We start from the raw sequence: 22,080 nt of genomic DNA, 5'->3' as shown, positions 1-22,080 counted from the left end.
GCCGTCGGTTCCGCAACTGGTCGGCTCGGCACACGCCGTGTTGCGCATCGGCCCCGTAGAATGGCGCCTTTCCGGCGACAGGCCGGGGCCCCGGAATTGTCATGATCCACAACGATGTACTGCGCAGCATCCGTTACATGCTCGACCTCAGCGACGACAAGGTGGTGGAAATCACCCACCTGGCCGACCCGGAGTTCGCGCTCGACAAGGCGCAGTTGCAGGCCTGGCTGAAGAAGGAAGACGAGCCCGGCTTCGAACCCTGCCCCGACGCGATGATGGCGCGCTTTCTCGATGGCCTGGTGCTGCGCTTCCGCGGCCGCGACGAGAGTCAGCCGGTGCGCCCGCTGGAGACCCGCGTCGGCAACAATCTGGTGCTGAAGAAGCTGCGGGTGGCCTTCGAGCTGAAGGACGTGGACATGCACGCGATCTTCGCCAGCGCTGGCTTCCCGTTGTCCAAGCCGGAACTGTCTGCGCTGTTCCGCCAGCCCGGCCACAAGAATTTCCGCCCTTGCCTGGACCAGTTGCTGCGTGCCTTCCTCAAAGGCCTGACCGCCCGGATGCGCGAAGCGGGTTGATGTCTGTGTGACTGGCCTGTTGTGTGTCACGAGCAATGCGTGGCAAGTGCATCATGGATGGGCCCAGCGCCGGAAATCCTTCAAAAACGTCTGAGTGCGGAACAGCCAACCTTGTTTCCTGGCTCTTATCCCGCTGTCATCGCACCTGGTTGGACAGAGCGGATAGATCAGTTGCAGAGCAGCTGATCTGCGGCTTGGCTGCAGGGCCCTTGCCCGCCCACCATCGCGGGACACGCCGCAAGTACGTCCATGTAGGCTCTTACGCGGCATCCATGCCGCGTAAGGTCCCGCGACGGTGAGCGGACAAGGACTCGTCGAAATGGTCGGTCTGCGTAGCTTTCAACAAAGCAACCGACTACTTCTCTGGTGCGGTGAGGGCACCGTGCACTCGACCGACAAGGCTTTTTACCTGAGCTTCTGATTGCATCTAAACGGCGCTACGACTCAAGTCTCAGTGTGTCGAAGTGATTGCTTAGCACGGATAGATCAGTGGCAGAGCGGATGATCTGCTGCCTGGCTGCAGGGCCCTTGCCCGCCCACCATCGCGGGACACGCCGCAAGTACGTCCGTGTAGGCTCTTACGCGGCATCCATGCCGCGTAAGGTCCCGCGACGGTGGGCGGGCAAGGACCAGTCAAGATGGTCGGTGTGCAGGGTTGCAAGCACTGCATGACGTGCTTCTGATTTGCTAGCTATCGTGTAGTTCTGCGACCCGCACCAGCAAGCCCACTCAACCTGCGAAACGCTCAGCTTTTTACCCGGCGACCGACCAACATTCTGGTGCGGTGCCCTCACCGCTTGCGGGACCGTGTGGCGGCATGGATGCCGCCACCGAGCCTCCATGGACGGATTCACGGCGTGTCCCGCGAGCGGTGAGGGCACCGCGCCCTCGACGAACTCAGCTTTTGATTGTATCTAGACGGATATCGACTGCGCGCCGCGCTGTCCCCAAACGTTGTGCTGCACCACTCTTGCACTCAACGTGAGTGCAAGAGTGGTGCGTCAGTGCTTCGGCAAGCAGTGACACGGCGATCTGGAGCCTTACGCCGCAGCCCCAAGCCGCGGCCGGCGTGCATCCAGACGGAACACCGACACCGCCTCGCTCAGTTCCACCGCCTGTTCTTCCATCGCACGTGCCGCTGCAGAGGCTTCTTCCACCAGTGCGGCATTGCGCTGAGTGGTTTCGTCCATGTCGTTGACCGTGCGGGCAACCTGCTCGATGCCGGACGACTGTTCGCGCGATGCGGCGGAAATCTCGGCAATCAACGTGGTCACCTGCTGCACCGATTGCACGATCTGCTGCATCGTCTGCCCTGCCTGATCCACGCGGGCGCTGCCGCGCTCCACGCTGGCCACCGAGGCGTCGATCAACTGCTTGACCTCCTTGGCCGCGCCGGCCGAGCGCTGCGCCAGCGCGCGCACTTCCGAAGCGACCACGGCGAAACCACGGCCCTGTTCGCCGGCACGTGCGGCTTCCACCGCCGCGTTCAAGGCCAGGATATTGGTCTGGAACGCGATGCCGTCGATCACGCTGATGATCTCGGCGATTTTCTTGGACGAGACCTCGATCTCGCCCATGGTGTCGACCACGCTGGCCACCATCTCGCCACCGCGGCCGGCGATCTCGGCGGCGGCTTGCGCACCGCGGCTGGCCTGCTGTGCGGTGTCCGAATTCTGCCGCACCGTGGAGGTGAGTTCTTCCATCGAGGCGGCGGTTTCTTCCAGATTGGCGGCCTGCTGTTCGGTGCGCTGCGCCAGATCGTTGTTGCCGGCGGCGATCTCTGCCGACGCGGTGCGAATGGTCTGCGCGGCCACGGTGATGTCGCCGACGATATCGGTCAGGCGCTGCACGGTGGCATTGGCGTCGTCGCGCATGCGTGCGAACACGCCTTGCTGGTTGCCGTGCATGCGTGCGGTCAGGTCGCCCTCGGCAATCGCCTTGAGCAGCTGCGACAACTCGGCCAGATTCTGGTCCACGTTCTGCATCAAGCCATTGAGGCCGGTGACCATGCCGCGGAATTCGAACTGGTAGGCCTCGGCATTGCCGCGCGTGGCGAAGTCGCCCGCCGCAGCGGCTTCGACCAGGCCACGGATTTCGCCATTGATCGCAGCCAGATTGCGCTTGGTTGCGTCCATCGCTTCGGTGATCTGCGCCTTTTCGCCCGGCAAACGCGGCATATCCACCGACATGTCGCCCACCGCGTAACGCTGCATCACCTGTAGCATGCCGCCGATCAATTCCACCTGCGCGCCGATCAAGCCATTGGTGTCGTCGACCATGCGGCCGTACGCACCCGGAAAGGCGTGCGCGTCCATGCGGTAACTCATCTGCCCGGCTTCGTGGCGCTGCGCCATGTCGGCCTGCGCGGTGGAGACATCGGTCAATGTGGTGACCACCTGGCACATGGCCTGACCGAGCAAACCGATTTCATCGCGATTGCTGACCACCGCGCGTGCCGACAGATCGCCGGCAGCCACCGAGCGTGCCGCACGTGCAACCGTTTCGATCGGGCGCACGATCGAGCGGCGGATCCACCAGCCCAACACCACCACCAGACACAGCGCCGCAAACATCGTGGCCACCGCCGACAGCACCAGCTTGTGCTGCGCCGCCTGCGAACTGGCGAGCACGGCGGCATCGGCCAGGGTCTTGCTGCGCGTTACCAGCGCTTCCAGCGTCTGGCTGGGCGCACGGTCCATGCCCTTGACCAGCTGGTCGCCAACCTGGGTGTCGTAGCCGGCCTGCGCGAACTTGCCCAGCGCTGCTTCGTAATTGCTCTGCAAGGCCAGATGCGCCTTGGCGAAGTCCTGTGCCAGCGCGCGCGCCTGCGGGTCCTGGGTTGCCTTGACCAGCGCCTCGGTGCCTGCCTGCACCTTGGTGCCGTCCTTGCGGAAGGCGCTCAGGTGTTTGTCCAGCTGCGCCGGGTCGCGGCTGCGGATCAGCACGTTCTTCCATTCCTGCACTTGCAAGCGGAAATCGCGGCTGATCTCCTCGCTGCTGGAAGCCTGCGCCACTTCCGGCGGCACCTTGCCCGACAGGCTGAGCCAGGCCGTGCCCAGGCCCCCGAGCGCACACAGCAAGATGACTGCCAGGCCAAGCGCAAGGGCGCCGAGCAGTTTGCTTTGCAGGCTGACGAACTTCGGAGTGGCAGCAGACATGGTGAATCCAGAAAGGGGGTTACACCGGTTATCGACGTTCCTGCCCGGGTCTGAAGCAATCTCGGCCTTTGAAATAGTCAGATATGCCTTGGCAGGCACTTCGCCACTCGGCATTCCCTGACAGCCTTCACCCAGCAACCCGACCATCGCGCAGATTCGGGCCGCCCCGTATCCTTCCCGCGCATGACCGACCCCGCGTTTCCGATCTCCCCGTTATTGCCGCAAATTCGCGCCAGCCTGGCGGCCCATCCGCGGCTGGTGCTGGAAGCCCCGCCCGGCGCCGGCAAGACCACCCAGGTACCGCTGGCCTTGCTGGACGCGCCGTGGCTGGCCGGCCGCAAGATCGTGATGCTCGAACCGCGCCGCGTGGCCGCCCGTAGCGCGGCGATGTTCATGGCGCGCCAGCTCGGCGAGCCGGTCGGCGAAACCGTGGGCTACCGCATCCGCTTCGAGAACAAGACCTCCGCGCGCACCCGCATCGAGGTCGTCACCGAGGGCATCCTGACCCGGCTGATCCAGGACGACCCGATGCTGGAGAGCATCGGCGCACTGCTGTTCGACGAATTCCACGAACGCCATCTGGCCGGCGACCTCGGTCTGGCGCTGGCGCTGGATGTACAGGCACAGGTGCGCGAAGACCTACGCATCGTGGCGATGTCGGCCACGCTCGATGGCGAGCGCCTGGCCGGCTTTCTCGACGCACCGCGCCTGAGCAGCGCCGGGCGTAGCTTTCCGGTGGACATCGCACACTTCCCCGCGCGGCGCGACGAGGCGCTGGAGCCACAGACGCGGCGTGCGGTGGAACAGGCCTTGGCCACCCATCCGGGCGATGTGCTGGTGTTCCTGCCCGGCCAGCGCGAGATCGCGCGCGTGCACAGCGCGTTGCAAGAGGTGCTGGACCCGGCGGTGCAGGTGCTGCCGCTGCATGGCGAATTGCCGGTCGAGGCGCAAAGCCAGGTGCTGCAACCCGACCCGTCAGGGCGCCGGCGCGTGGTGCTGGCCACCAACGTGGCCGAGTCCTCGGTGACCCTGCCCGGCGTGCGCGTGGTCATCGACAGCGGGCTGGCGCGCGAGCCGCATTACGACCCCAACAGCGGCTTCTCGCGGCTGGACATCGCCTCCATCGCGCAGGCCTCGGCCGACCAGCGCGCCGGCCGTGCCGGGCGTGTGGCCAGCGGCTGGGCGTACCGGCTGTGGCCGCAATCGCAGCGGCTGGAACCGCAGCGGCGCGCGGAGATCACCCAGGTGGAACTGGCCGGCCTGGCGCTGGAACTGGCCGCCTGGGGCAGCGCCGCGCTGCGCTTCGTCGATGCCCCGCCCGCCGGCGCGCTCGCCGCCGCACACGAATTGCTGCAACGGCTGGGCGCACTCACCGACAGCGGCGGCATCACCACCGTGGGCCGGCGCATGCTCGCGCTGGGCACGCATCCACGTCTGGCCGCGATGCTGGCGCAGGCCGGCGATGCCCCGCGCGTAGCGCTGGCCTGCGACCTGGCCGCCTTGCTGGAAGCGCGCGACCCGCTGCGTCAGGGCGGCGATGGGCTGGCCGCCCGCTGGCGTGCGCTGGCCGCATTCCGCCAAGGCCGCAGTGGGCACGACGCGAACCGCGGCGCCCTGGCCGCGATCGACAGCGCCGCCAAACAATGGCGACGCCGGCTGCGTTGCGACAGCGCACCGCCCGCCAGCGTGGAGGCGCATGCACTCGGCGATCTGCTCTCGCACGCCTTCCCCGACCGCATCGCTGCGCGCCATCTTGCCGACCCGCTGCGTTACCTGCTTGCCAACGGCCGCAGCGCGCGCCTGTTCGACCACAGCGACCTGCGCGGCGAACCCTGGCTGGTCGCCAGCGAATTGCGTTACGAAGCCAAGGACGCGCTGCTGCTGCGTGCCGCGCCGGTGGACGAAGGCTATCTGCGCCGCAGCGTGCCCGAGCGCTTCGTGCAGCAGGATCTGGTGCAGTGGGATGCGGACAAACGCGCGTTGGTCGCGCGCCGGCAATCGAGCTTCGACCGCATCGTGCTCGACAGCCGCCCGGCCGGCCGCGTCGATCCCGCCCAGGCCGCCAGCGCACTCACCGAGGCGGTGCGCCAGCTGGGTCTGGATGCCCTGCCCTGGACCGACGGCCTGCGCCAATGGCGCGCACGCGTGCAGTCGCTGTGCGCCTGGATGCCGGAACTCGCGTTGCCCGATCTCTCCGATGCAGCCCTGATGGCCACGCTGGAGACCTGGCTGCGCCCGGCGTTCGTCGGCAAAACCCGGCTCGACGCACTCGACGAAAGCAGCCTGGGCGAAGCGCTCAAGGCCGCCTTGCCATGGGACCGCCGCCAGGCCATCGACCGCCACGCGCCCACCCGGATCAGCGTGCCCTCGGGCATGGAGCGGCAGATCAGCTACGCCGTCGATCACGCCGAGCAACCGTTGCCGCCGGTGCTGGCGGTCAAGTTGCAGGAACTGTTCGGCCTGGCCGAAACCCCGCGCATCGCCGACGGCCGCATCCCGTTGACCTTGCACCTGCTCTCGCCAGGTGGGCGACCGTTGCAGGTGACGCAGGATCTGAAAAGCTTCTGGGTAACGACGTATCCGGAGGTCAGGAAGGAGATGAAGGGGCGCTATCCCAGACATCCATGGCCGGAAGACCCATGGACAGCAGCCGCAACGCACAGGGCAAAACCGCGTGGCACCTAAAGCCCCTCTCCCGTCGGGAGAGGGGTTGGGGTGAGGGTACGGAGCGAAGCACCTGTGTTGCTCCAACTGCACGCGGCTTCGCCCGTACCCTCATCCGCCCCTTCGGGGCACCTTCTCCCGATGGGAGAAGGGAAGTGCCGCACATGCCCATCAGATCTGTTTTTATCGCTTCCCCAGACCCCCACACACCAACACCCCGCATCATTACTTAACCGCAACCCAAACAAGCTCCACCACCGCTAACACGGTCTATACGCACCAGCCCACACACTGCGGCCCACGTACTCAGAAAGGAAACGCCTCCAATGAGCAAGCTGACTGTGATCACCGAACGCGCCCTGGAGCGTGCCCTGGAACTGGCTGGCACTGCCGGCGACCACCTGCGTCATGCTGCGTCCGACGCGGGCGACAAGGCACGCAACGCAGGCAGCAGCCTGCGTCATTTCAGCCCGGGTGCCAGCGAATGGCTCAAGACCGGCGCCGCGCTGGGTGCCGTGCGTACCGGCGGCAAGGTTGTCAGCAAGGCGGTCAAGCGCAACCCCGCCATCACCGTGGCAGCGGCCGTCGCCGGCCTCGGCCTGATCGGCTATGCGGTGTATCGCAAGCGCCAGCGTGATCAGCAGGTACTCGGCGGCAACGTGCATCGTTTCGATCGCGAAAACGCCGGCAACGCCAGCGCACGTCGCGCGGCCTACCAGCGTCGCGGTGCGGTGACCCCGAGCGACGGCATCGAATAAGCCATCGCTCCAGGTAAAACAGACAACGCCACGGCCCTGCGCCGTGGCGTTGTCTGTTATGGATCTGGATTCAACCGCATCCGCGACGATTTAGCGTCGCGTCCGGCTTGGCCGCGCGTGATGGGTTTCATCCGCGCGCCACTGCCCAGGCGCCAGAGTGTCCAACGTCCAGTCACCGATCGCTACACGGATCAGACGCAAGGTGGGAAGACCCACCGATGCGGTCATGCGCCGCACCTGACGGTTACGGCCCTCGGTGATCTGCAGTTCCAGCCATGCGTCGGGCATGGTCTTGCGCACGCGTACCGGCGGATCGCGCGGCCACACCTGCGGTGACGGATCGATGCTGCGCACCTTGGCCGGACGGGTCGGGCCGTCGTTGAGCACCACGCCATCGCGCAAGGCCTGCAACTGCGCTGGCGCAGGCTTACCTTCCACCTGCACCCAATAGGTCTTGGGTTGTTTGTGGCGCGGGTCGGTCAAGCGGTGCGCCAATGCGCCGTCGTCGGTCAGGAGCAGCAAGCCTTCGCTGTCGTGATCCAGACGGCCGGCCGCATACACGTCGGCCGGCAAGCCGAATTCGGCCAGCGTGCGTTTGGGCGGCTGCGAGCGGTCGCTGAATTGCGACAGCACACCATAGGGTTTGTTCAACAACACCAACATGCCAATCCTGTTGCGTCAGAGCGATGCACAACGCCGGCAAGACGCAATGCACGTGCGTGGCGTCATGCGTTGGTTGGTGGTGTGCAAACAGCTGCATGCCGAACGCGCACTGCGCGCCGGCATGCAGGCACTGCCTCACTGCTTGACGAACTTCAATGTCATGCGGTCGCTCTCGCCGATCGCCTTGTACTTGGCATCGTCGGCCTTGTCGTGGCTGTTGCTCGGCGGCAACGTCCACACGCCACCGGCATAGTCCTTGGTGTCGCGCGGGTTGGCATTGACCTCGCTCTTGCCGGCCAGCTTGAAACCGGCCGCTTCGGCCATCGCAATCAACTGCGCCTGGCCCACGTAACCGCTCTTGTCGTCCGCCGGCACATCGGCCTTGGCACGATGCTCCACCACGCCGAGTACGCCGCCGGGCTTGAGCACCTTGTAGAAGCCGTTGAACATCGCCTCGGCATTACCGGCCATGCGCCAGTTGTGCACGTTGCGGAAGGTCAGCACCAGGTCGGCCGAATTGTCCACGCCGAACGAGGGCGTCTTCGGCACATACGACACGAACGCGGGCTTGCCATACACCTGCGGCTTGGCCTGGAACTTCTTTTCCAGCTCGTCGCGCCCGCGCTGCGCGGAGTCGCGGCCACGGCCTTCCGGCACCGCCGCCGGGTCAACCACTGCTGCTACGTACTTGCCCTTCTCGCGCAGATACGGCGCCAGAATTTCCGAATACCAGCCACCGCCCGGTGTGATCTCGATAACGGTCTGGGTCGGCTTGATGCCGAAGAACGCCAGCGTCTGACCCGGATGGCGATAGACATCGCGCTGCACATACACACGGTCGCGCCAGTTGCCGTCGATGGCCGCCTGCAGCGCCGCATCGGGCGCCGGCAGGGTTGCGCTATCGGCCGGTTTGATTGCCATTGCCAGCGGCGCGCTCATCGCCACTGCCATCCCCACCACACATGCACACACCAGCTTGTTGCGGATCATCACAGCGCCCTTTACGGGAAAAAGTAGCGCGAGCCTAGCATGCGATTTGGAGCCTGCCATGTGCAGGACTTCGTATGCTGCACTGCGCGCGACGCACGACATGTTCAAATTCTGTGAGGCATTGCGGCAGCTGGGCGGAACGCTGAATCCACGTTGGTGTCACACGCAACGCCGGCGTGCATGACTATCCTGTTGGGCAGTTTGGAATCAGGAGCTTTCACCATGACTCACTCCCGCGCGCTGGGCCGCTCCGGCCTGCAGATTCAACCGATCGTCTTCGGTGGCAATGTGTTCGGCTGGAGCGCCGATGAAGCGACCTCGTTTGCGCTGCTCGATGCCTTCGTCGACGCCGGTTTCAATCTGATCGATACCGCCGATGCCTACTCCGGTTGGGTGCCTGGCAACCATGGCGGCGAATCGGAAACCATCATCGGGCGCTGGCTCGCACGCAGTGGCAAGCGCGACAAAGTGTTGATCGCCACCAAGGTGGGTAAGTGGAACGAGCATCCGGGCTTGTCGCCCGAAAACATCGTCGCAGCTGTGGAGGATTCGCTCACGCGTCTGCAGACCGATGTGATCGATCTATATCAGGCCCACGCAGACGACGAATCGGTTCCGCTGGAAGCCACGCTGGCTGCATTTGGCCGCTTGATCGAACAAGGCAAGGTACGCGCGATTGGCGCCTCCAACTACAGCGCCGCACGTCTGCGCGATGCACTGGATATTTCCGAGCAATACACGTTGCCGCGCTACGAAAGCCTGCAGCCGGAATACAACCTCTACGACCGCGTCGGTTACGAGGCCGAGCTGGAACCGCTGGTGCGCGAGCGCGAGGTGGGTGTGATCAGTTATTACTCGCTGGCCAGCGGCTTTCTCACCGGCAAGTACCGCAGTGCAGACGACGCCAGCAAGAGCAGCGCGCGCGGTGCGTCGGTGGTCAAGCAGTACGTCAATCCGCGTGGTTTGCGCATCCTGCAGGCGTTGGACGATCTGGCCGCCACCCACACCGCCACGCCCGCGCAGATCGCCTTGGCCTGGTTGATCGCGCGGCCGGGCCTGAGCGCGCCGATCGTCAGCGCCACCAGCGTGACCCAGCTGCACGACGTACTGGCGGCAGCGCGCGTGTCGCTGAGCGCCGATCAGATTGCGCAGCTGGATAGCGCAAGCGCGCCGGATCCTTCCGAAGCCGCTTGACGCCTCGCCTCTGCAGCGCATGTAACCCATCGCACGCACTCCCTCGCGCAGCCGCCGTGCGGCTGTGCTCCCTCGACCGCGCACGCGTGGTCCTTTCCGCGAGGAATTCCGCATGACATCGATCACCAACCGCCGCATCGTGCTGGCCTCACGCCCGCACGGCGAGCCAAGCGCCGACAACTTCCGCCTGGAAGAGGTCGCCTTGCCGCCCACCGGGCACGAACAGGTTCTGGTGCGCAATCGCTTTCTCTCGCTCGACCCGTACATGCGTGGACGCATGGACGAAGGCCCGTCCTACGCCGCACCGGTGGAGATCGATGCGGTGATGGAAGGCGGCACCGTGGGCGAAGTGCTCGAATCGCATCATCCCGACTATCAACCCGGCGATCTGCTGGTGCTGCCGGGCGGCTGGCAGACCCATAGCCTGTTCACCCCTGACACGCCATTGCGCAAGCTGCCCAAAGACGATGCCTTGCCGCTGAGCACCGCGCTCGGCGTGTACGGCATGCCCGGCTTCACCGCCTACGCCGGCCTGCATGAAATCGGCAAGCTGCAGGCGGGCGAGACCCTGGTGGTTGCGGCCGCCAGCGGCCCGGTCGGCGCCACCGTGGCGCAGCTGGCGCGCCTGCAAGGGTTGCGCGTGGTCGCCATTGCCGGCGGCGAAGAAAAGGTGCGCTACCTGCGCGAGACGCTGCGCGTGGATGTGGCACTGGACCATCGCGCCGAGGACTTTGCCGAACAGTTGCGCGCCGCCACGCCGGACGGCATCGACATCTATTTCGAAAACGTCGGCGGCAAGGTGTTCGACGCGGTGTTACCGCAGTTGAACGCGTTCGCACGCATCCCGGTGTGCGGTGTGGTCGCCACCTACAACAGCCGTGGCCAGGTGTTGCCGGGGCCGGACCGTCTGCCGGAGTTCATCGGCCAGGTGCTGCGCAAACGACTGACCGTGCGCGGCTTCATCCAGCACGATTTCATTCGCCTGATGCCCGCCTTCCTGCGCGAAATGGGCCAGTGGTTGCGCGAAGACCAGATCCACTATCGCGAACACGTGCTGCACGGCCTGGACAGCGCACCGCAAGGCCTGATCAGCCTGCTACGTGGCGAAAACTTCGGCAAGGCCGTCGTCGCGCTCGACTAGCTCAACTCACAGCGCCCCGAACACTTCGCTTCTTACAAATCCCCATTCCCGAATCCCGTTACCAAAAGGAACACCATGACAGTCCCCGCATTCGGCCTCGGCACCTTTCGTCTCAAGGACCAGATCGTCATCGACTCGGTGCGCAACGCGCTGGAGTTGGGCTACCGCGCCGTCGATACCGCGCAGATCTACGACAACGAAGAACAGGTCGGCCAGGCCATTGCCGCCTCCAACGTGCCACGCGATCAGCTGTATCTGACCACCAAGATCTGGGTCGACAAGTTCGGCCGCGATGCCTTGCTGCCGAGCATGCAGGAGAGCCTGCGCAAGCTCGGCACCGAGCATGTCGATCTCACCCTGATTCACTGGCCCTCGCCGAAAGATCAGATGCCGATGCGCGAGTATCTGGAAGCGCTGGCCCAGGCCAGGCAGCAGGGCCTGACCCGCGCGATCGGTGTATCCAACTTCACCATCGCACTGATCAAACAGGCCATCGAGATCCTGGGCGCCGATGCCATCGCCACCAACCAGATCGAAGTGCATCCCTACCTGCAGAACCGCACCCTGATCGCGTTCCTGCGCGAGCAAGGCATCCATGTCACCTCGTACATGACGCTGGCGGTCGGCGAGGTGTTGAAGGATCCGGTGATCCAGGCGATTGCCGCGCGCCACGACGCCACACCGGCACAGGTGACCTTGGCCTGGGCGCTGCAGCAGGGGTATTCGGTGATTCCGTCCTCGACCAAGCGCGAAAATCTTGCAAGCAATCTCAAGGCGCAGTCGTTGCAGCTAAGCGAGCAGGACATGCGCGAGATTGCCGCACTCGACCGCGGTCAGCGCCTGGCCAATCCGAAGGCGATTGCACCCGACTGGGATTGAGTTCTCGGTTTTTCCACGTATCGGCATCGCCCGATAGGGGGCATAACAGCCGCGACGACCGCTCGTCGTCGCGTGCTGGTTGCACGTGACAGGCGCTGCTACGGTGCCAGCCACAGGGGGTAAGTCTCGACAACGGAGTCCTACCCATGCACACCGCATCCGTCTTGACCCGCCGCGTCGTCAACCTCGACGCAGAGATCGCCTATTGGCGCGATGTCCACGCCGAAGGCCATCTGGGCGGCTACGATTTTGCCGACTATGCCCGGCTGCTTACGCTCGGCTACGACATTTATCTGGCTTACCCGCGCGCTACCGAGGCGCAGCTCTACAGCGTGTTGCAGGACGGCTTTTACCACTATCAACCGATGCTGTCGGTGCCCTGGGATGAGGCGCGCTGGATCGTGCGGCATGCCTGGCGGCATATGGAAGAGGCGGCCGTTCGGCACTGAAGCGGCGGCTCGGACAATTGCGCCGCCGCTCAGCCACGCAGTGCAGCAATAAACGCTTAGTTCGACTGCCCCATCGCCATCGCCTGGCGATCGATGCGGTGCTTTTCGGCCAATGCCTGCATCCCTTGCAAGGTGGAGGCGATCAGGCTGGCATACCGCAGCCGCCACAAGTTGGCGCGGTCGTTGTCGTCGTGGGTGCTGCCCAGGCCGTCCAGCACCTGCGGCAGACGCCGATCGGCCAACGCCGAGGCAGCCAGATAGGGCTTTGCCGGGGCAATCACATCCACCGGTTCGCGCCAGTCGTTGGCCACCTGCCGGGCGATGCCGGCCAGATGCGAGAGCTGGTGCATGCCGATCAGCGTCTCGTGCAACATCTCGCGGCAGGCCCATTGCCACAGCGCCACCTTTTCCGATGGATTCTGGGCGATCTCGGTGAGCGCCAGATCAACCTTTTCGATGCGTGAGTCGAGCATTGCGGAGCTCCGATGCTGCTGTGCAACATAATTCACACCATACGCCGTGAGAGTCAAGTGAGCCAGCAGCTAAAAAGATGTCAGCGTGCAGGTGCTCGACCCGTTTCACGCTTTTGCAGTTGCCGTTGTTCGGATAAAGGGGTGCGGCACCCTGACTTCCTGCCCATGGCGGTGCGCATCGCCACGCGTGATGCTGGGGTCCTCCGATTCCCAGGCCGCCTCCATGCGCCCCACTGCCTTTCTTGCGCCGCTGTTATTGCTGGCGGCCTGTAGCGCGCAGGCCGAAACCGCCAAGCCGCAGGTGTCTTCGCAGCAGTGCGAAGTCCGTACGTCCTACGACGTGCTGGCCGACAGCGGCGGCATCTGGCTACGCCGCAAACAGGGCGTGCCGCGCGAGATCTTTTTCCACGGTGGCGAGCTCAACGTGGACCGCCAACCGCAACCGGTCAGCGCTGCAGACGCGCAACGCCTGCGCGACATCGAGCACGGCGCCCGCACGCTGATGCCGGCAGTGACCGACATCGCCCGGTCGGTGGTCGACATCACCTTCGATGCGCTGGCCGGCGTGGTGCAGATGCTCACCGGCAGCACGCGCCAGGAGCGCAAGGTCGAGCGGCTGCGCGTCACCGCACTTGCACAGGTCGATACCACCCTGGGGCGCGGGCGCTGGGAGCAGGAGCTGTTCGACGAACACTTCGAAGCCAACGTCGAACAGGCCGCAGAAGAATTGGCCGGCGGCCTGACACGCAGCGTGATGTGGACGGTGATGACCGGACGCACCGCGCAGCTGGAGCGCCGCGGGGAGCAATTGGAAGCGCGGATGGAACAACAGATGCAGGCACGCAGCGAAGCGCTGGAGGCGCAGACGCACACCTTATGCACACAGGTAGAAGCGTTGTACGCGGTGCAACAGGCGCTGGACTATCGCTTTCACGGCGAGCGTTTGCAGATGCTGGAGCTCAAGACGCATCAGCAAAACGAGCAAGACGATGCGCCGGCTTCCAACAGCGTGGTGGTGACGGCTGCGCACTGAGAGCGCGTATCAGGCCAGCAGCCATTCCCGCAGCGCATCCGATACCGCCTGTGGCTGCTCCAATGGCGACAGATGGCCACACGCAGGTATTTGCACCAACTGCGCCTGCACGGCGAGCGCAGCCATTTCCTCGTGCAACGTAGGCGGGGTGATCGTATCGTCCTGGCCGCATAGCACCAACACAGGACCGGTGTAAGCGCGTAGCAACGCGCGACCATCTTCCCGCTCCAGCCGGTTCTGGCGCACGAAGACCTCCACCCCGAGGCGCTGGGTCATGCCGCGCACGCGTTCCAGCAAGGCCGCGTCCTGCCAGCGCGATGGATGCACGTAATGCCGCATCAGCCGTTCGCCGAATCCAAGAAACGTCTTTCCGCCACGCACGCTCGCTTCCTGCGCGCGCCGTTGCGCGACACGCTCGGGCGAATCGGCACGTGCGGAGGTATCCAGCAAGGCCAGGCGCTCCACACGCTCGGGCGCGATGCGCAGGATTTCCTGCGCCACATAGCCGCCCAACGAGAAACCGGCCAATGCAAAACGCGGCGGCATCTGCGCCAGCACCTGCGTCGCCAGCGCGCGCATGTTCTCGCCCTGGGTGATGTCGCCGACCACGCACTCGGCAACGTCGGCCAATGCCACGCGCTGCGCGTGCCACAGCTGCGCATCGTTGAGCAGGCCCGGCAGCAGCAACAAGGTGGGACGCGGCGCGCTCATGCGCAGAAGATTCCGGTCGGCGCCGGCGAAACAAGCACTGTCATCGCCGTAGTGTGCCGCGCGACTGCGGGCATCGCCAGCACGTCCAAACGAACGCGGCCCGACGCATGCGCCGGGCCGCTTCTGACACTGCTACGCGATATGCGCGGCAGCACTGGCGTGGATCAGGCCAGGGTCAGGGTGACGTCGATGTTCCCGCGCGTGGCGTTGGAGTACGGGCAGACCTGGTGGGCCTTGTCGACCAGCGCCTGCAGTTCGGCCTTGTCCATGCCCGGCACCGCGATGCGCAGCTCCACCGCAATACCGAAGCCACCCGGAATCTGGCCGATGCCGACGCTGCTGTCGATGCTCACTTCGCCCGGCAGCTTGAGCTTGTCCTGACCTGCAACGGCCTTCATCGCGCCGATGAAGCAGGCCGCATAACCGGCAGCGAACAGCTGCTCCGGGTTGGTGCCGTCGCCGCCAGCGCCGCCCAGCTCGCGCGGGGTGGACAGCTTGGCGTCCAGCGCCTTGTCCGAGGATACGGCGCGGCCTTCGCGGCCGCCGGTTGCGGTGGCGTGGGCGGTGTAGAGGATCTTTTCAGGTGAGGCCATGGTGGTTCTCCAGAGTGAGCGCTCTCGGCGCAGGATGTAGTTGAATCGTTGACGATTGAATCGTGTGCGACATGTAAATTAAAACCGTAGGCACGGGTGGATCGACTCACGCCGCGCCGAGGCTGGAGCGTAGCTTTTCCAGTTCCTGCTTGAGTTGACGCAGTTCGTCCAGCGAGCACGCCGACGCGCAGAACACCTGCTCCGGCACCGCGCCCGCCTTGCCGCGCAAGGCGCGACCGGCGTCGGTCAGCCCGATGATCACCTGACGCTCGTCGCTGACGGCACGCGTGCGGGTGACCAGGCCAGCGGCCTGCAGGCGCTTGAGCAGCGGCGTCAGCGTGGCCGAGTCCAGGTACAGGCGCTCGCCGATCTCCGACACGCTACGGCCGTCGGTCTCCCACAGCACCAGCATCACCAGGTACTGCGGATAGGTCAGGTCCAGCGCCTTCAGCAGCCCGCGGTAGAGCTTGTGCATCGCCAGGTTGGCCGAATACAGCGCAAAGCACAGCTGGTTGTCGAGCTGCAGCAGCGCGTTGGTCCGGGCGGTAGTGGCTGTGGCGGTGTCCATGGCTGCAATTTACATAGCGAACTATTTAATTGCAAGCGATTTTATTCGCCATTGAAAAATTTCCGCAATTTGCTGTGGCCGTGCAGCTGACGGCCGCCTGAGTTATAAGTAATCGGGAACCCTGCTCGTATCGCCAGAATCGTATGTCCGACCTCACAGCTGTCCTCCGATCACTTCACCTGAAGGGCAAAACATCGCCTCTGGTGAAAGACATGCCGGCCGTAAAGCTGGCGGCGGCCAAAGACCTGGTAGCAGCCGGCGTCATGTCAGACGCGATCGTGCTCGGAGCCGACGATGGCTATGCGGTGCAACTGCTTGCGCGCGACCATAGCCGGCGCCTGCTCATCTCCAAATTGGGAGAGCCGCGCACCTTTGCCGGGATCGAGGCTGCTGCCAAAGCGTTGCACCAGATCGGTATCCACAGCTACCGCGTCGACAATACCCAGAAAGCGGATCCGGCAAACAACGTCCGCATCAAATTGCGCAAGCGCGCAGATCAGCAGAGCCGCATCGCGGGCGTGCACAAGGACGCTGCGTATCTGCGGTTTTTGACAGACCGCACGCGCTCTGCCGTGGAGGCCGCCGATGCCAATCCGGCTGACTCGCTGACAGGCCAACACGCACGTGATCGCTTGCAGGCATTGAAGCAGCAGGCCAGGAAACACATCGCCAAGAGATGACCGTGTACTGGACGCTACGCGCGGACGAAGCCAGGGTCGAGTACTGGGTCGGTTGCGTGGAGGCGACCAACGAAGACACCGCAGATGCACAGGATCTGCGGATCTACGACAAGGGTCAGACCCTTGATGGCGTCATGACCCATCGCAAAGGCGTGCAATCAGGAACCTATCTGGCACCCGCCTGCAGCGGAAAATTCACGCTGATCTATCGCCGATTTCCCAACGGCGATGCCGAAATCCTCGACGTTGTCCCTAGCCGCAGCAACTGGGAAAGTCCCTGACGGCCAAGAGCCACTGACAAACTACTGCGCGGCCGTCAGGTAGGCACTCGCTACGTTTTTAGTCGCTCTAAGGTGCGCAACGATGACGCGGCTGCACCAAGATCCGCCGACCAACAAAGCAATCCGTGCAGTGCGCCTTTGGCTTACGCATGTCACGCATCCAACTCACGCCCGATGCGCGGTTGCCAGATACTCGGCGCTCTGCATCTCGATCAAACGCGAGGCGGTGCGCTCGAAGGCGCCGGCCAGCCGCTGTCCGCTGTACAACGCCGGCGGGGCGTCCTGTGCGGTGCAGACCAGATTGACGTGGCGGTCGTACAGCTCGTCGATCAGATTGACGAAGCGGCGCGCCGCGTCCTCGTTCATGCGGTCGAAGTGCGGAATGCCACCCAGCAGCACCGTGGTGAATTCGCGCGCGATCTCGATGTAGTCGCCCGGGCCGCGCGGGCCTTCGCACAGCGCAGCGAAGTCGAACCAGGCGATGCTTTTGCCGCGCGCACGCACTGCAATCTTGCGCGCCTCGATTTCGATATTGCCGCCACGTGCCTCGGCATTTCCGCTCAATTCGCTCCAGCGCTGGCTGAGCCACTCACCAGACTGCGCATCCAGCGGCGCGCGATACACCGGCGAGCGCGTCAATGCGCGCATGCGGTAATCCTCGGTGCCTTCGGCATACAGCTCGACGCAGAATTTCTGCAGCAAGCCGATCGCCGGCATGAAGCTATCGCGCTGCAAACCATTGGCGTACAGATTTTCCGGCGCGGTGTTGGAGGTGGTCACCAGGGTCACACCTTCGGCGAACAAACGTTCCAGCAGGCGCGCCAGCAACATCGCATCGCCGATGTCGGTGACGAAGAATTCGTCCAGCACCAGCACGCGCAGATTTTCGCGCCACTGCTGCGCGATCTTGGCCAGCGGGTCGCTTTGCCCGGCATGCTCGCGCAATTGCTCGTGCACGCCGCGCATGAACCTGTGGAAATGTGTGCGGTATTTCTGCTTGATCGGCAGCCCGTCGTAGAACAGGTCGACCAGGAAGGTCTTGCCGCGCCCCACGCCACCCCAGAAATACAGGCCGCGCACCGGCTCGGGCTTTTTCCAGAAGGCCGACAGCCGGTCCAGCCAGCCATCCTGCGCGCTGTCCACCAAGGCCTCGTGGATACGGTCCAGCTCCGCCAACGCCGCCTGCTGCGCAGGATCGGCGCGCCAGTCGCCGCGTTGTACGCCGGCGGCGTAACGCTGCGACGGGGTAATCTCAGTCATCGTGTTCTCCGCGGGCCGGCTGCTGCCAAGCCTGCTTAACGGCGCATCGCGGAGCGATACGCCTATGCGTGGGGCCATGCCGCGGTCAGACTGCGGCCGGCAACCAGCGCCGGACAACATGCTGGATCGCACCGCGCAGGTCGATCAATTTGCGGTGGAAGAAGTGGCTGGTGTCGGGCATGCGCACCAGCTCGGGTTGCTGCTCCAACGTATCCAGCCAGTCGTAGACCGCCTGCGGGTCGACGATTTCGTCGGCATCGCCCTGAATCACCAACCAGTGCGCAGGCGGCTGCATGTCGCTGAAATCCCAGCGCCCGGCCGGCGGCGCGATCGAGATCAACACCTGCGGTTCGAGCGAGCCGGCAGCACGTAACGACACGTAGGCGCCGAAGCTGAAACCGGCCAGCCACAGCGTGTCGCCCGGGCGTTGGCTGCGCACCCACGCGGCAACCGCGCGCAGATCGTCCTGCTCGCCTTCGCCCTGATCGAAGCTGCCGGCCGAGCTGCCGACACTGCGGAAATTGAAGCGCACCACGGTGATGCCCAGCTCGCGCAACGCGCGCGCGGCCATGGTGACGACCTTGTTGTGCATGCTGCCGCCCTCGGTGGAGAGCGGATGGCAGACGATGGCGGTGACCGGTTGCACAGCGACGTCCGGCTCGGGCAGATCGACCGCGATATCGAGCGGGCCGACCGGCCCATCCAACGTCAACGCAGCCGATTCGGTGGGGAATGGGAGATTGGACATGCCCTCATAATAGCCGCCCCGCCGGCCGCGTTCATCGCCCTGCCTGCACACTTCGTTGCGTTGCCTATGTATTTCCTGCTGTTTGCCGTTGTTTGCAGTGTCCTGGTGTCGGTGCTTCTCAAGTTGGTGCCGCGCTATCGCCTGGATGCTGCCCAGACCATCACCTGGAACTACGCCACCGCTGCCGTCCTGGCGTGGCTGTTGCTGGATCCTGCGTTGGACACGTTGCATGCGCCGTCCACACCGTGGGCAGCATTGCTGGCGCTTTCGGTTGCGCTGCCGTCGATCTTCATGGTGCTGGCGCGCGCCGTGACCACCGCCGGCATCGTGCGTACCGAGATGGCACAACGTTTGTCGTTGCTGCTGTCGTTGGCGGCGGCTTTCACCCTGTTCGGCGAGCCGTTCAACGGATGGAAGCTGACTGGACTGGGCATGGGCCTGCTGGCCATCGTATGCATCGTGCAACGCGCAGATCCGCGCGACCGCGCTGCGTCGGCTCCCCCGGCTGCGTGGCTGTGGCTACTGGGTGTGTGGATGGGCTTTGCACTGATCGATCTGTTGCTCAAGACCATCGCGCAGGCCGGTACGTCGTCGCTGACCTCGCTGACGCTGTGCTTCGCCATCGCCTTCGTCCTGATGTCGCTGCTGCAGGGGCTGCGCTGGACACGCGGCGTGCGGATGGACGGCCGCAACGTCGTGGCCGGCGTGCTGCTGGGCATGCTCAATTTCGGCAACATCTTTTGCTATGTGCGCGCCCATCAAGCATTGCCGCACAGCCCCGCTACGGTCTTTGCAAGCATGAACATCGGCGTGGTCGTCCTTGGCGTGCTGGTGGGCGCGCTCGGGTTCAAGGAGCGTATCGGTACACGCGTACGCGTGGGTCTGCTGCTGGCGGTCCCGGCGATCGCCGCCATTGCATGGGGCATGTACACCGCTTGAAAACATCAGCCGTTCGGTTAGTGGGCCGTTTGTTCGCAGCGTACCGGGTTCGGTAAAACAAGCTCGATACCGTAGCGACCACACACAGGGCTTGTCGTCCGGTTGGAGTGGGTCATGCGGCTGAATCCCTGGTTGAAAGAACGGCAGGCAACGAGCGCTGCCGCAGATGCAACCGGTGCCTCCGGCTCAGGCGCATCGCGGCTGTTTGCCCAACCGCGCAGGCTGCCTGCGGCGGCTGGCGGCGTAAATTTGCGGCATGCGGCTGCCGCACGACAGGAGCAAGCACCTGCCTGCATGCTTCAACGGACGCAGCAACAGGCAGCGCAGGCCTGGTTTCCATCATCGCCGTGCTTGGCTGGTGTTGCGTCCCACGCATCACCGCCAGGCGCTGTACGATTGCCGCGCGCTGGAATGCGGTCGCTGTTGCAAGGCATGAACCGCCGCCTGATCCAACTCAATACGCAATACCACGCCAGCACCACGCGCTTGTTTCTTGAGGAGCGCCAGGCGATGCCGCAGGAACAACGCGTGCTCGATCAACGCAATCGTCTATTGGCGCGGCGCAATCAGGTACGCGACAGTCAATTGGAGTTTCTGCTGCAGGCACTTGCACCGTTGGAGCAAGTGGATGCCCCGACCACGACAGCCGACCTGCTGACGAATACGCACAACGATGCGATGCATCGCGCTCACGTGCGCTCGCTGGCATTGAACGCGATGGCTCGCTCGACCTGCCTGGCCGAGGTCTTCAGGCATGCCGAAGTGCAGCTGGATGGCTTGCAGGAAAGCGCTGCGCCGTGCGAGCGGATCCTGAAACTGCAACGGCTCATGCAACGCTACCGCACCCTGGCGGCTAGGACTGTCGGCTCCGATAAATGACCTGAAGGAAGTCTGCCAACAGCGGAAGCAAGGCGACGGACATGCATGACCACGTTGTTGGATACCTCGACGCCGAGCGGAAGGCGGCACCTGCAAGCGCGGCGATCGCCTGCGGCGTGCGCATCGATTGAGATTGACATTTCGGCTTGCGCGACGCCGGTTCGCAGCCTGCATCACGCCATCGGACGCGGTCGCTACTGTGGGCGCATACGACCGACAGGAGTTCGTTATGCGCCTGAAACCGTTTTCGAGCAGCCGCAGTCAGATTGCTCCAGAACCGCTCAGCCCCGCCTCGACCACCACTACAAAGCACATTGAGACGACCACGCAGCATCCGCTGTCTCAAGCGCACAAGCGCAGCAAACCGCAGGGCACGGCGAAAACGTCTACTCAAGCCCTTCTTGCGTCCGCGCGCAAATCATTCGAGTCCTTGCGCAAGCAGCTGCCGTCAATGCACATGAGTTCCTCAGCGCTACGGCCAACGCGCACCTCAGCTGCGCCCAGGCCTTATGTGACGCAGGTGGCCACGCCAGCTCGCCCACCGCAAAGGCATGGCGCGCAGCCCGTTGTCGATGCACGCCGGCAGCAGCCTGCTCCACAGGCCACCGGGCCGGCACGCGCCAAAGGACCGGAACCACAGCGGACTGTCTCGATACCGCGGCCAGCTCCGATCAAGCAGGCACCTATCCCGATAGTTTCTCCGCCACAGGCCAGGCAACGGCGCTCATTGCAGAGTTTGAATGAAGAGATTGCGCTGCTGGACAAACGCTGCAGTGAAATCAGCAAGCGTTTGTTCATGGACGATGGCGAAGCAACCGAGCAAGAGCAGCGGCTATTTGACCTGCGGACAGATCTGATCGCGCAGCGCAATCAGATCCGCGACAGTCAGCCCCCTAGTCGTCAGACCGGCCACAGGCAACTCGATGCGACGCTGCATGCACTGGCGCCACTGGAACATGTACGCGCACCGAGCACCACGACCAGCCAGCTGGCCATGGTCCAGAGCGAGGTCATTCACTCCAACCGCAACGCGCTGCTGGAAGCACGCCGTCGGCTTGGCAACACGTCCGATCTCGCCAAGCACCATGACCTCGCCAGGCGACACCTGGCTAAGTTGAGGGCCAGTGGCGCAGACCCCGGCCAGGCAAAACGGCTTGAGCGCATGATGAAGGGCTACGAAAACCTGCTGGAACTCGAAGACATCGTCAAACGTACCGACGACCAGTTGGAAAGGATGGGCGGTCCACGCTTGATGGACAGCATCCCCACCACGCCACAGGAGCGCCGACAACGCCATCGAGACGAAGTGGACGCCCATCAGGAAGCGATCGACAACGGTTACCTCTGACTGTCTCCCATGTCGGCACAGCACGCAGTGCACGGCGCAGCCTGCAGCTGCGACGTATTCGGCGTGAGTGCGTATCGCGTGCAGCTCTTTGCCGTC

The 22,080-nt window shown here is 64.5% G+C and carries 22 protein-coding genes; 13 read left to right on the top strand and 9 right to left on the bottom strand.

The features are described from left to right. Window positions 1–101: 101 nt before the first annotated feature. A complete protein-coding gene (locus tag NDY25_RS12385) occupies window positions 102–575 on the top strand; it encodes a YehS family protein (RefSeq protein WP_055825363.1) in 474 nt (157 codons plus the stop codon). Window positions 576–1,615: 1,040 nt separating this feature from the next. On the opposite strand, the gene NDY25_RS12380 is transcribed toward NDY25_RS12385, so the two are convergent. Next, a complete protein-coding gene (locus NDY25_RS12380) occupies window positions 1,616–3,733 on the bottom strand; it encodes a methyl-accepting chemotaxis protein (RefSeq protein ID WP_168958564.1) in 2,118 nt (705 codons plus the stop codon). Window positions 3,734–3,916: 183 nt separating this feature from the next. On the opposite strand from NDY25_RS12380, the gene hrpB reads away from it, so the two are divergent. After that, window positions 3,917–6,418 (top strand): ATP-dependent helicase HrpB, encoded by a 2,502-nt coding sequence (gene hrpB, locus NDY25_RS12375; RefSeq protein WP_168958565.1) that lies wholly within the window; start codon window positions 3,917–3,919, stop codon window positions 6,416–6,418. A 305-nt stretch (window positions 6,419–6,723) separates the two neighbouring features. Then, window positions 6,724–7,155, top strand: a complete 432-nt coding sequence (locus NDY25_RS12370; RefSeq protein ID WP_168958566.1) for a hypothetical protein — start codon at window positions 6,724–6,726, stop codon at window positions 7,153–7,155. Between the two features lie 90 nt (window positions 7,156–7,245). Here the strand turns inward: NDY25_RS12370 and NDY25_RS12365 are convergent, their stop codons facing one another. Further along, a complete protein-coding gene (locus NDY25_RS12365) occupies window positions 7,246–7,818 on the bottom strand; it encodes a pseudouridine synthase (protein ID WP_168958567.1) in 573 nt (190 codons plus the stop codon). A gap of 135 nt (window positions 7,819–7,953) precedes the next feature. Continuing rightward, window positions 7,954–8,808 carry a class I SAM-dependent methyltransferase gene (locus NDY25_RS12360; protein WP_168958568.1) on the bottom strand — a complete coding sequence of 285 codons (855 nt, stop codon included), beginning with the start codon at window positions 8,806–8,808 and terminating at the stop codon, window positions 7,954–7,956. 222 nt (window positions 8,809–9,030) lie between these two features. On the opposite strand from NDY25_RS12360, the gene NDY25_RS12355 reads away from it, so the two are divergent. From NDY25_RS12355 to NDY25_RS12340, 4 genes are all read left to right on the top strand, one after another. Next, window positions 9,031–10,002, top strand: coding sequence for an aldo/keto reductase (locus NDY25_RS12355; RefSeq protein ID WP_168958569.1), 972 nt, complete (start codon window positions 9,031–9,033; stop codon window positions 10,000–10,002). Window positions 10,003–10,114: 112 nt separating this feature from the next. Next, window positions 10,115–11,143 (top strand): NADP-dependent oxidoreductase, encoded by a 1,029-nt coding sequence (locus NDY25_RS12350; RefSeq protein ID WP_168958570.1) that lies wholly within the window; start codon window positions 10,115–10,117, stop codon window positions 11,141–11,143. Between the two features lie 75 nt (window positions 11,144–11,218). Further along, window positions 11,219–12,022, top strand: a complete 804-nt coding sequence (dkgB, locus tag NDY25_RS12345) for a 2,5-didehydrogluconate reductase DkgB (protein ID WP_168958571.1) — start codon at window positions 11,219–11,221, stop codon at window positions 12,020–12,022. Between the two features lie 146 nt (window positions 12,023–12,168). After that, window positions 12,169–12,471 carry a hypothetical protein gene (locus NDY25_RS12340; RefSeq protein ID WP_168958572.1) on the top strand — a complete coding sequence of 101 codons (303 nt, stop codon included), beginning with the start codon at window positions 12,169–12,171 and terminating at the stop codon, window positions 12,469–12,471. A gap of 56 nt (window positions 12,472–12,527) precedes the next feature. Here NDY25_RS12340 and NDY25_RS12335 read toward each other — a convergent pair whose 3' ends face one another. Continuing rightward, window positions 12,528–12,944 (bottom strand): hypothetical protein, encoded by a 417-nt coding sequence (locus NDY25_RS12335; protein ID WP_168958573.1) that lies wholly within the window; start codon window positions 12,942–12,944, stop codon window positions 12,528–12,530. A gap of 190 nt (window positions 12,945–13,134) precedes the next feature. On the opposite strand from NDY25_RS12335, the gene NDY25_RS12330 reads away from it, so the two are divergent. Continuing rightward, the gene (locus NDY25_RS12330) at window positions 13,135–13,977 is read left to right on the top strand and encodes a DUF2884 family protein (protein WP_168958574.1); all 843 of its coding nucleotides are present in this window, start codon (window positions 13,135–13,137) and stop codon (window positions 13,975–13,977) included. 9 nt (window positions 13,978–13,986) lie between these two features. Here NDY25_RS12330 and NDY25_RS12325 read toward each other — a convergent pair whose 3' ends face one another. The 3 genes from NDY25_RS12325 to NDY25_RS12315 form a co-directional block, all read right to left on the bottom strand. Beyond that, window positions 13,987–14,688: an alpha/beta fold hydrolase gene (locus NDY25_RS12325; protein WP_168958575.1), complete on the bottom strand. Its 702-nt coding sequence runs from the start codon at window positions 14,686–14,688 to the stop codon at window positions 13,987–13,989. Window positions 14,689–14,852: 164 nt separating this feature from the next. Then, on the bottom strand, window positions 14,853–15,281 hold the full coding sequence (locus tag NDY25_RS12320) for an organic hydroperoxide resistance protein (RefSeq protein ID WP_023902199.1): 429 nt from the start codon (window positions 15,279–15,281) through the stop codon (window positions 14,853–14,855). Between the two features lie 106 nt (window positions 15,282–15,387). Continuing rightward, entirely contained in the window at window positions 15,388–15,849 is a 462-nt protein-coding gene (locus tag NDY25_RS12315; RefSeq protein ID WP_168958576.1) for a MarR family winged helix-turn-helix transcriptional regulator, read from the bottom strand. A 143-nt stretch (window positions 15,850–15,992) separates the two neighbouring features. On the opposite strand from NDY25_RS12315, the gene NDY25_RS12310 reads away from it, so the two are divergent. Both NDY25_RS12310 and NDY25_RS12305 read left to right on the top strand, forming a co-directional pair. Beyond that, window positions 15,993–16,529 (top strand): hypothetical protein, encoded by a 537-nt coding sequence (locus tag NDY25_RS12310; RefSeq protein WP_168958577.1) that lies wholly within the window; start codon window positions 15,993–15,995, stop codon window positions 16,527–16,529. Next, a complete protein-coding gene (locus tag NDY25_RS12305) occupies window positions 16,526–16,810 on the top strand; it encodes a hypothetical protein (protein ID WP_168958578.1) in 285 nt (94 codons plus the stop codon). Before NDY25_RS12310 ends, NDY25_RS12305 begins: the two co-directional genes overlap by 4 nt. A gap of 165 nt (window positions 16,811–16,975) precedes the next feature. On the opposite strand, the gene zapE is transcribed toward NDY25_RS12305, so the two are convergent. Both zapE and NDY25_RS12295 read right to left on the bottom strand, forming a co-directional pair. Beyond that, window positions 16,976–18,070, bottom strand: a complete 1,095-nt coding sequence (zapE, locus tag NDY25_RS12300; RefSeq protein WP_168958579.1) for a cell division protein ZapE — start codon at window positions 18,068–18,070, stop codon at window positions 16,976–16,978. 85 nt (window positions 18,071–18,155) lie between these two features. Continuing rightward, the gene (locus tag NDY25_RS12295) at window positions 18,156–18,818 is read right to left on the bottom strand and encodes an alpha/beta hydrolase (RefSeq protein WP_168958580.1); all 663 of its coding nucleotides are present in this window, start codon (window positions 18,816–18,818) and stop codon (window positions 18,156–18,158) included. A 66-nt stretch (window positions 18,819–18,884) separates the two neighbouring features. On the opposite strand from NDY25_RS12295, the gene NDY25_RS12290 reads away from it, so the two are divergent. The 3 genes from NDY25_RS12290 (at window position 18,885) to NDY25_RS12280 (ending at window position 21,984) form a co-directional block, all read left to right on the top strand. Then, window positions 18,885–19,757 (top strand): hypothetical protein, encoded by an 873-nt coding sequence (locus NDY25_RS12290; protein WP_168958643.1) that lies wholly within the window; start codon window positions 18,885–18,887, stop codon window positions 19,755–19,757. A 432-nt stretch (window positions 19,758–20,189) separates the two neighbouring features. After that, the gene (locus tag NDY25_RS12285; protein WP_251754777.1) at window positions 20,190–20,636 is read left to right on the top strand and encodes a hypothetical protein; all 447 of its coding nucleotides are present in this window, start codon (window positions 20,190–20,192) and stop codon (window positions 20,634–20,636) included. A 229-nt stretch (window positions 20,637–20,865) separates the two neighbouring features. After that, window positions 20,866–21,984 (top strand): type III secretions system protein XopR, encoded by a 1,119-nt coding sequence (locus NDY25_RS12280; protein ID WP_168958582.1) that lies wholly within the window; start codon window positions 20,866–20,868, stop codon window positions 21,982–21,984. The last annotated feature ends 96 nt before the right edge of the window (window positions 21,985–22,080 follow it).

This window comes from Xanthomonas hortorum pv. pelargonii (assembly GCF_024499015.1).
Lineage (GTDB): Bacteria > Pseudomonadota > Gammaproteobacteria > Xanthomonadales > Xanthomonadaceae > Xanthomonas > Xanthomonas hortorum_B.
Note: the sequence above shows the minus strand (reverse complement) of the source record. Positions and strands in the feature narration are given on the sequence as shown.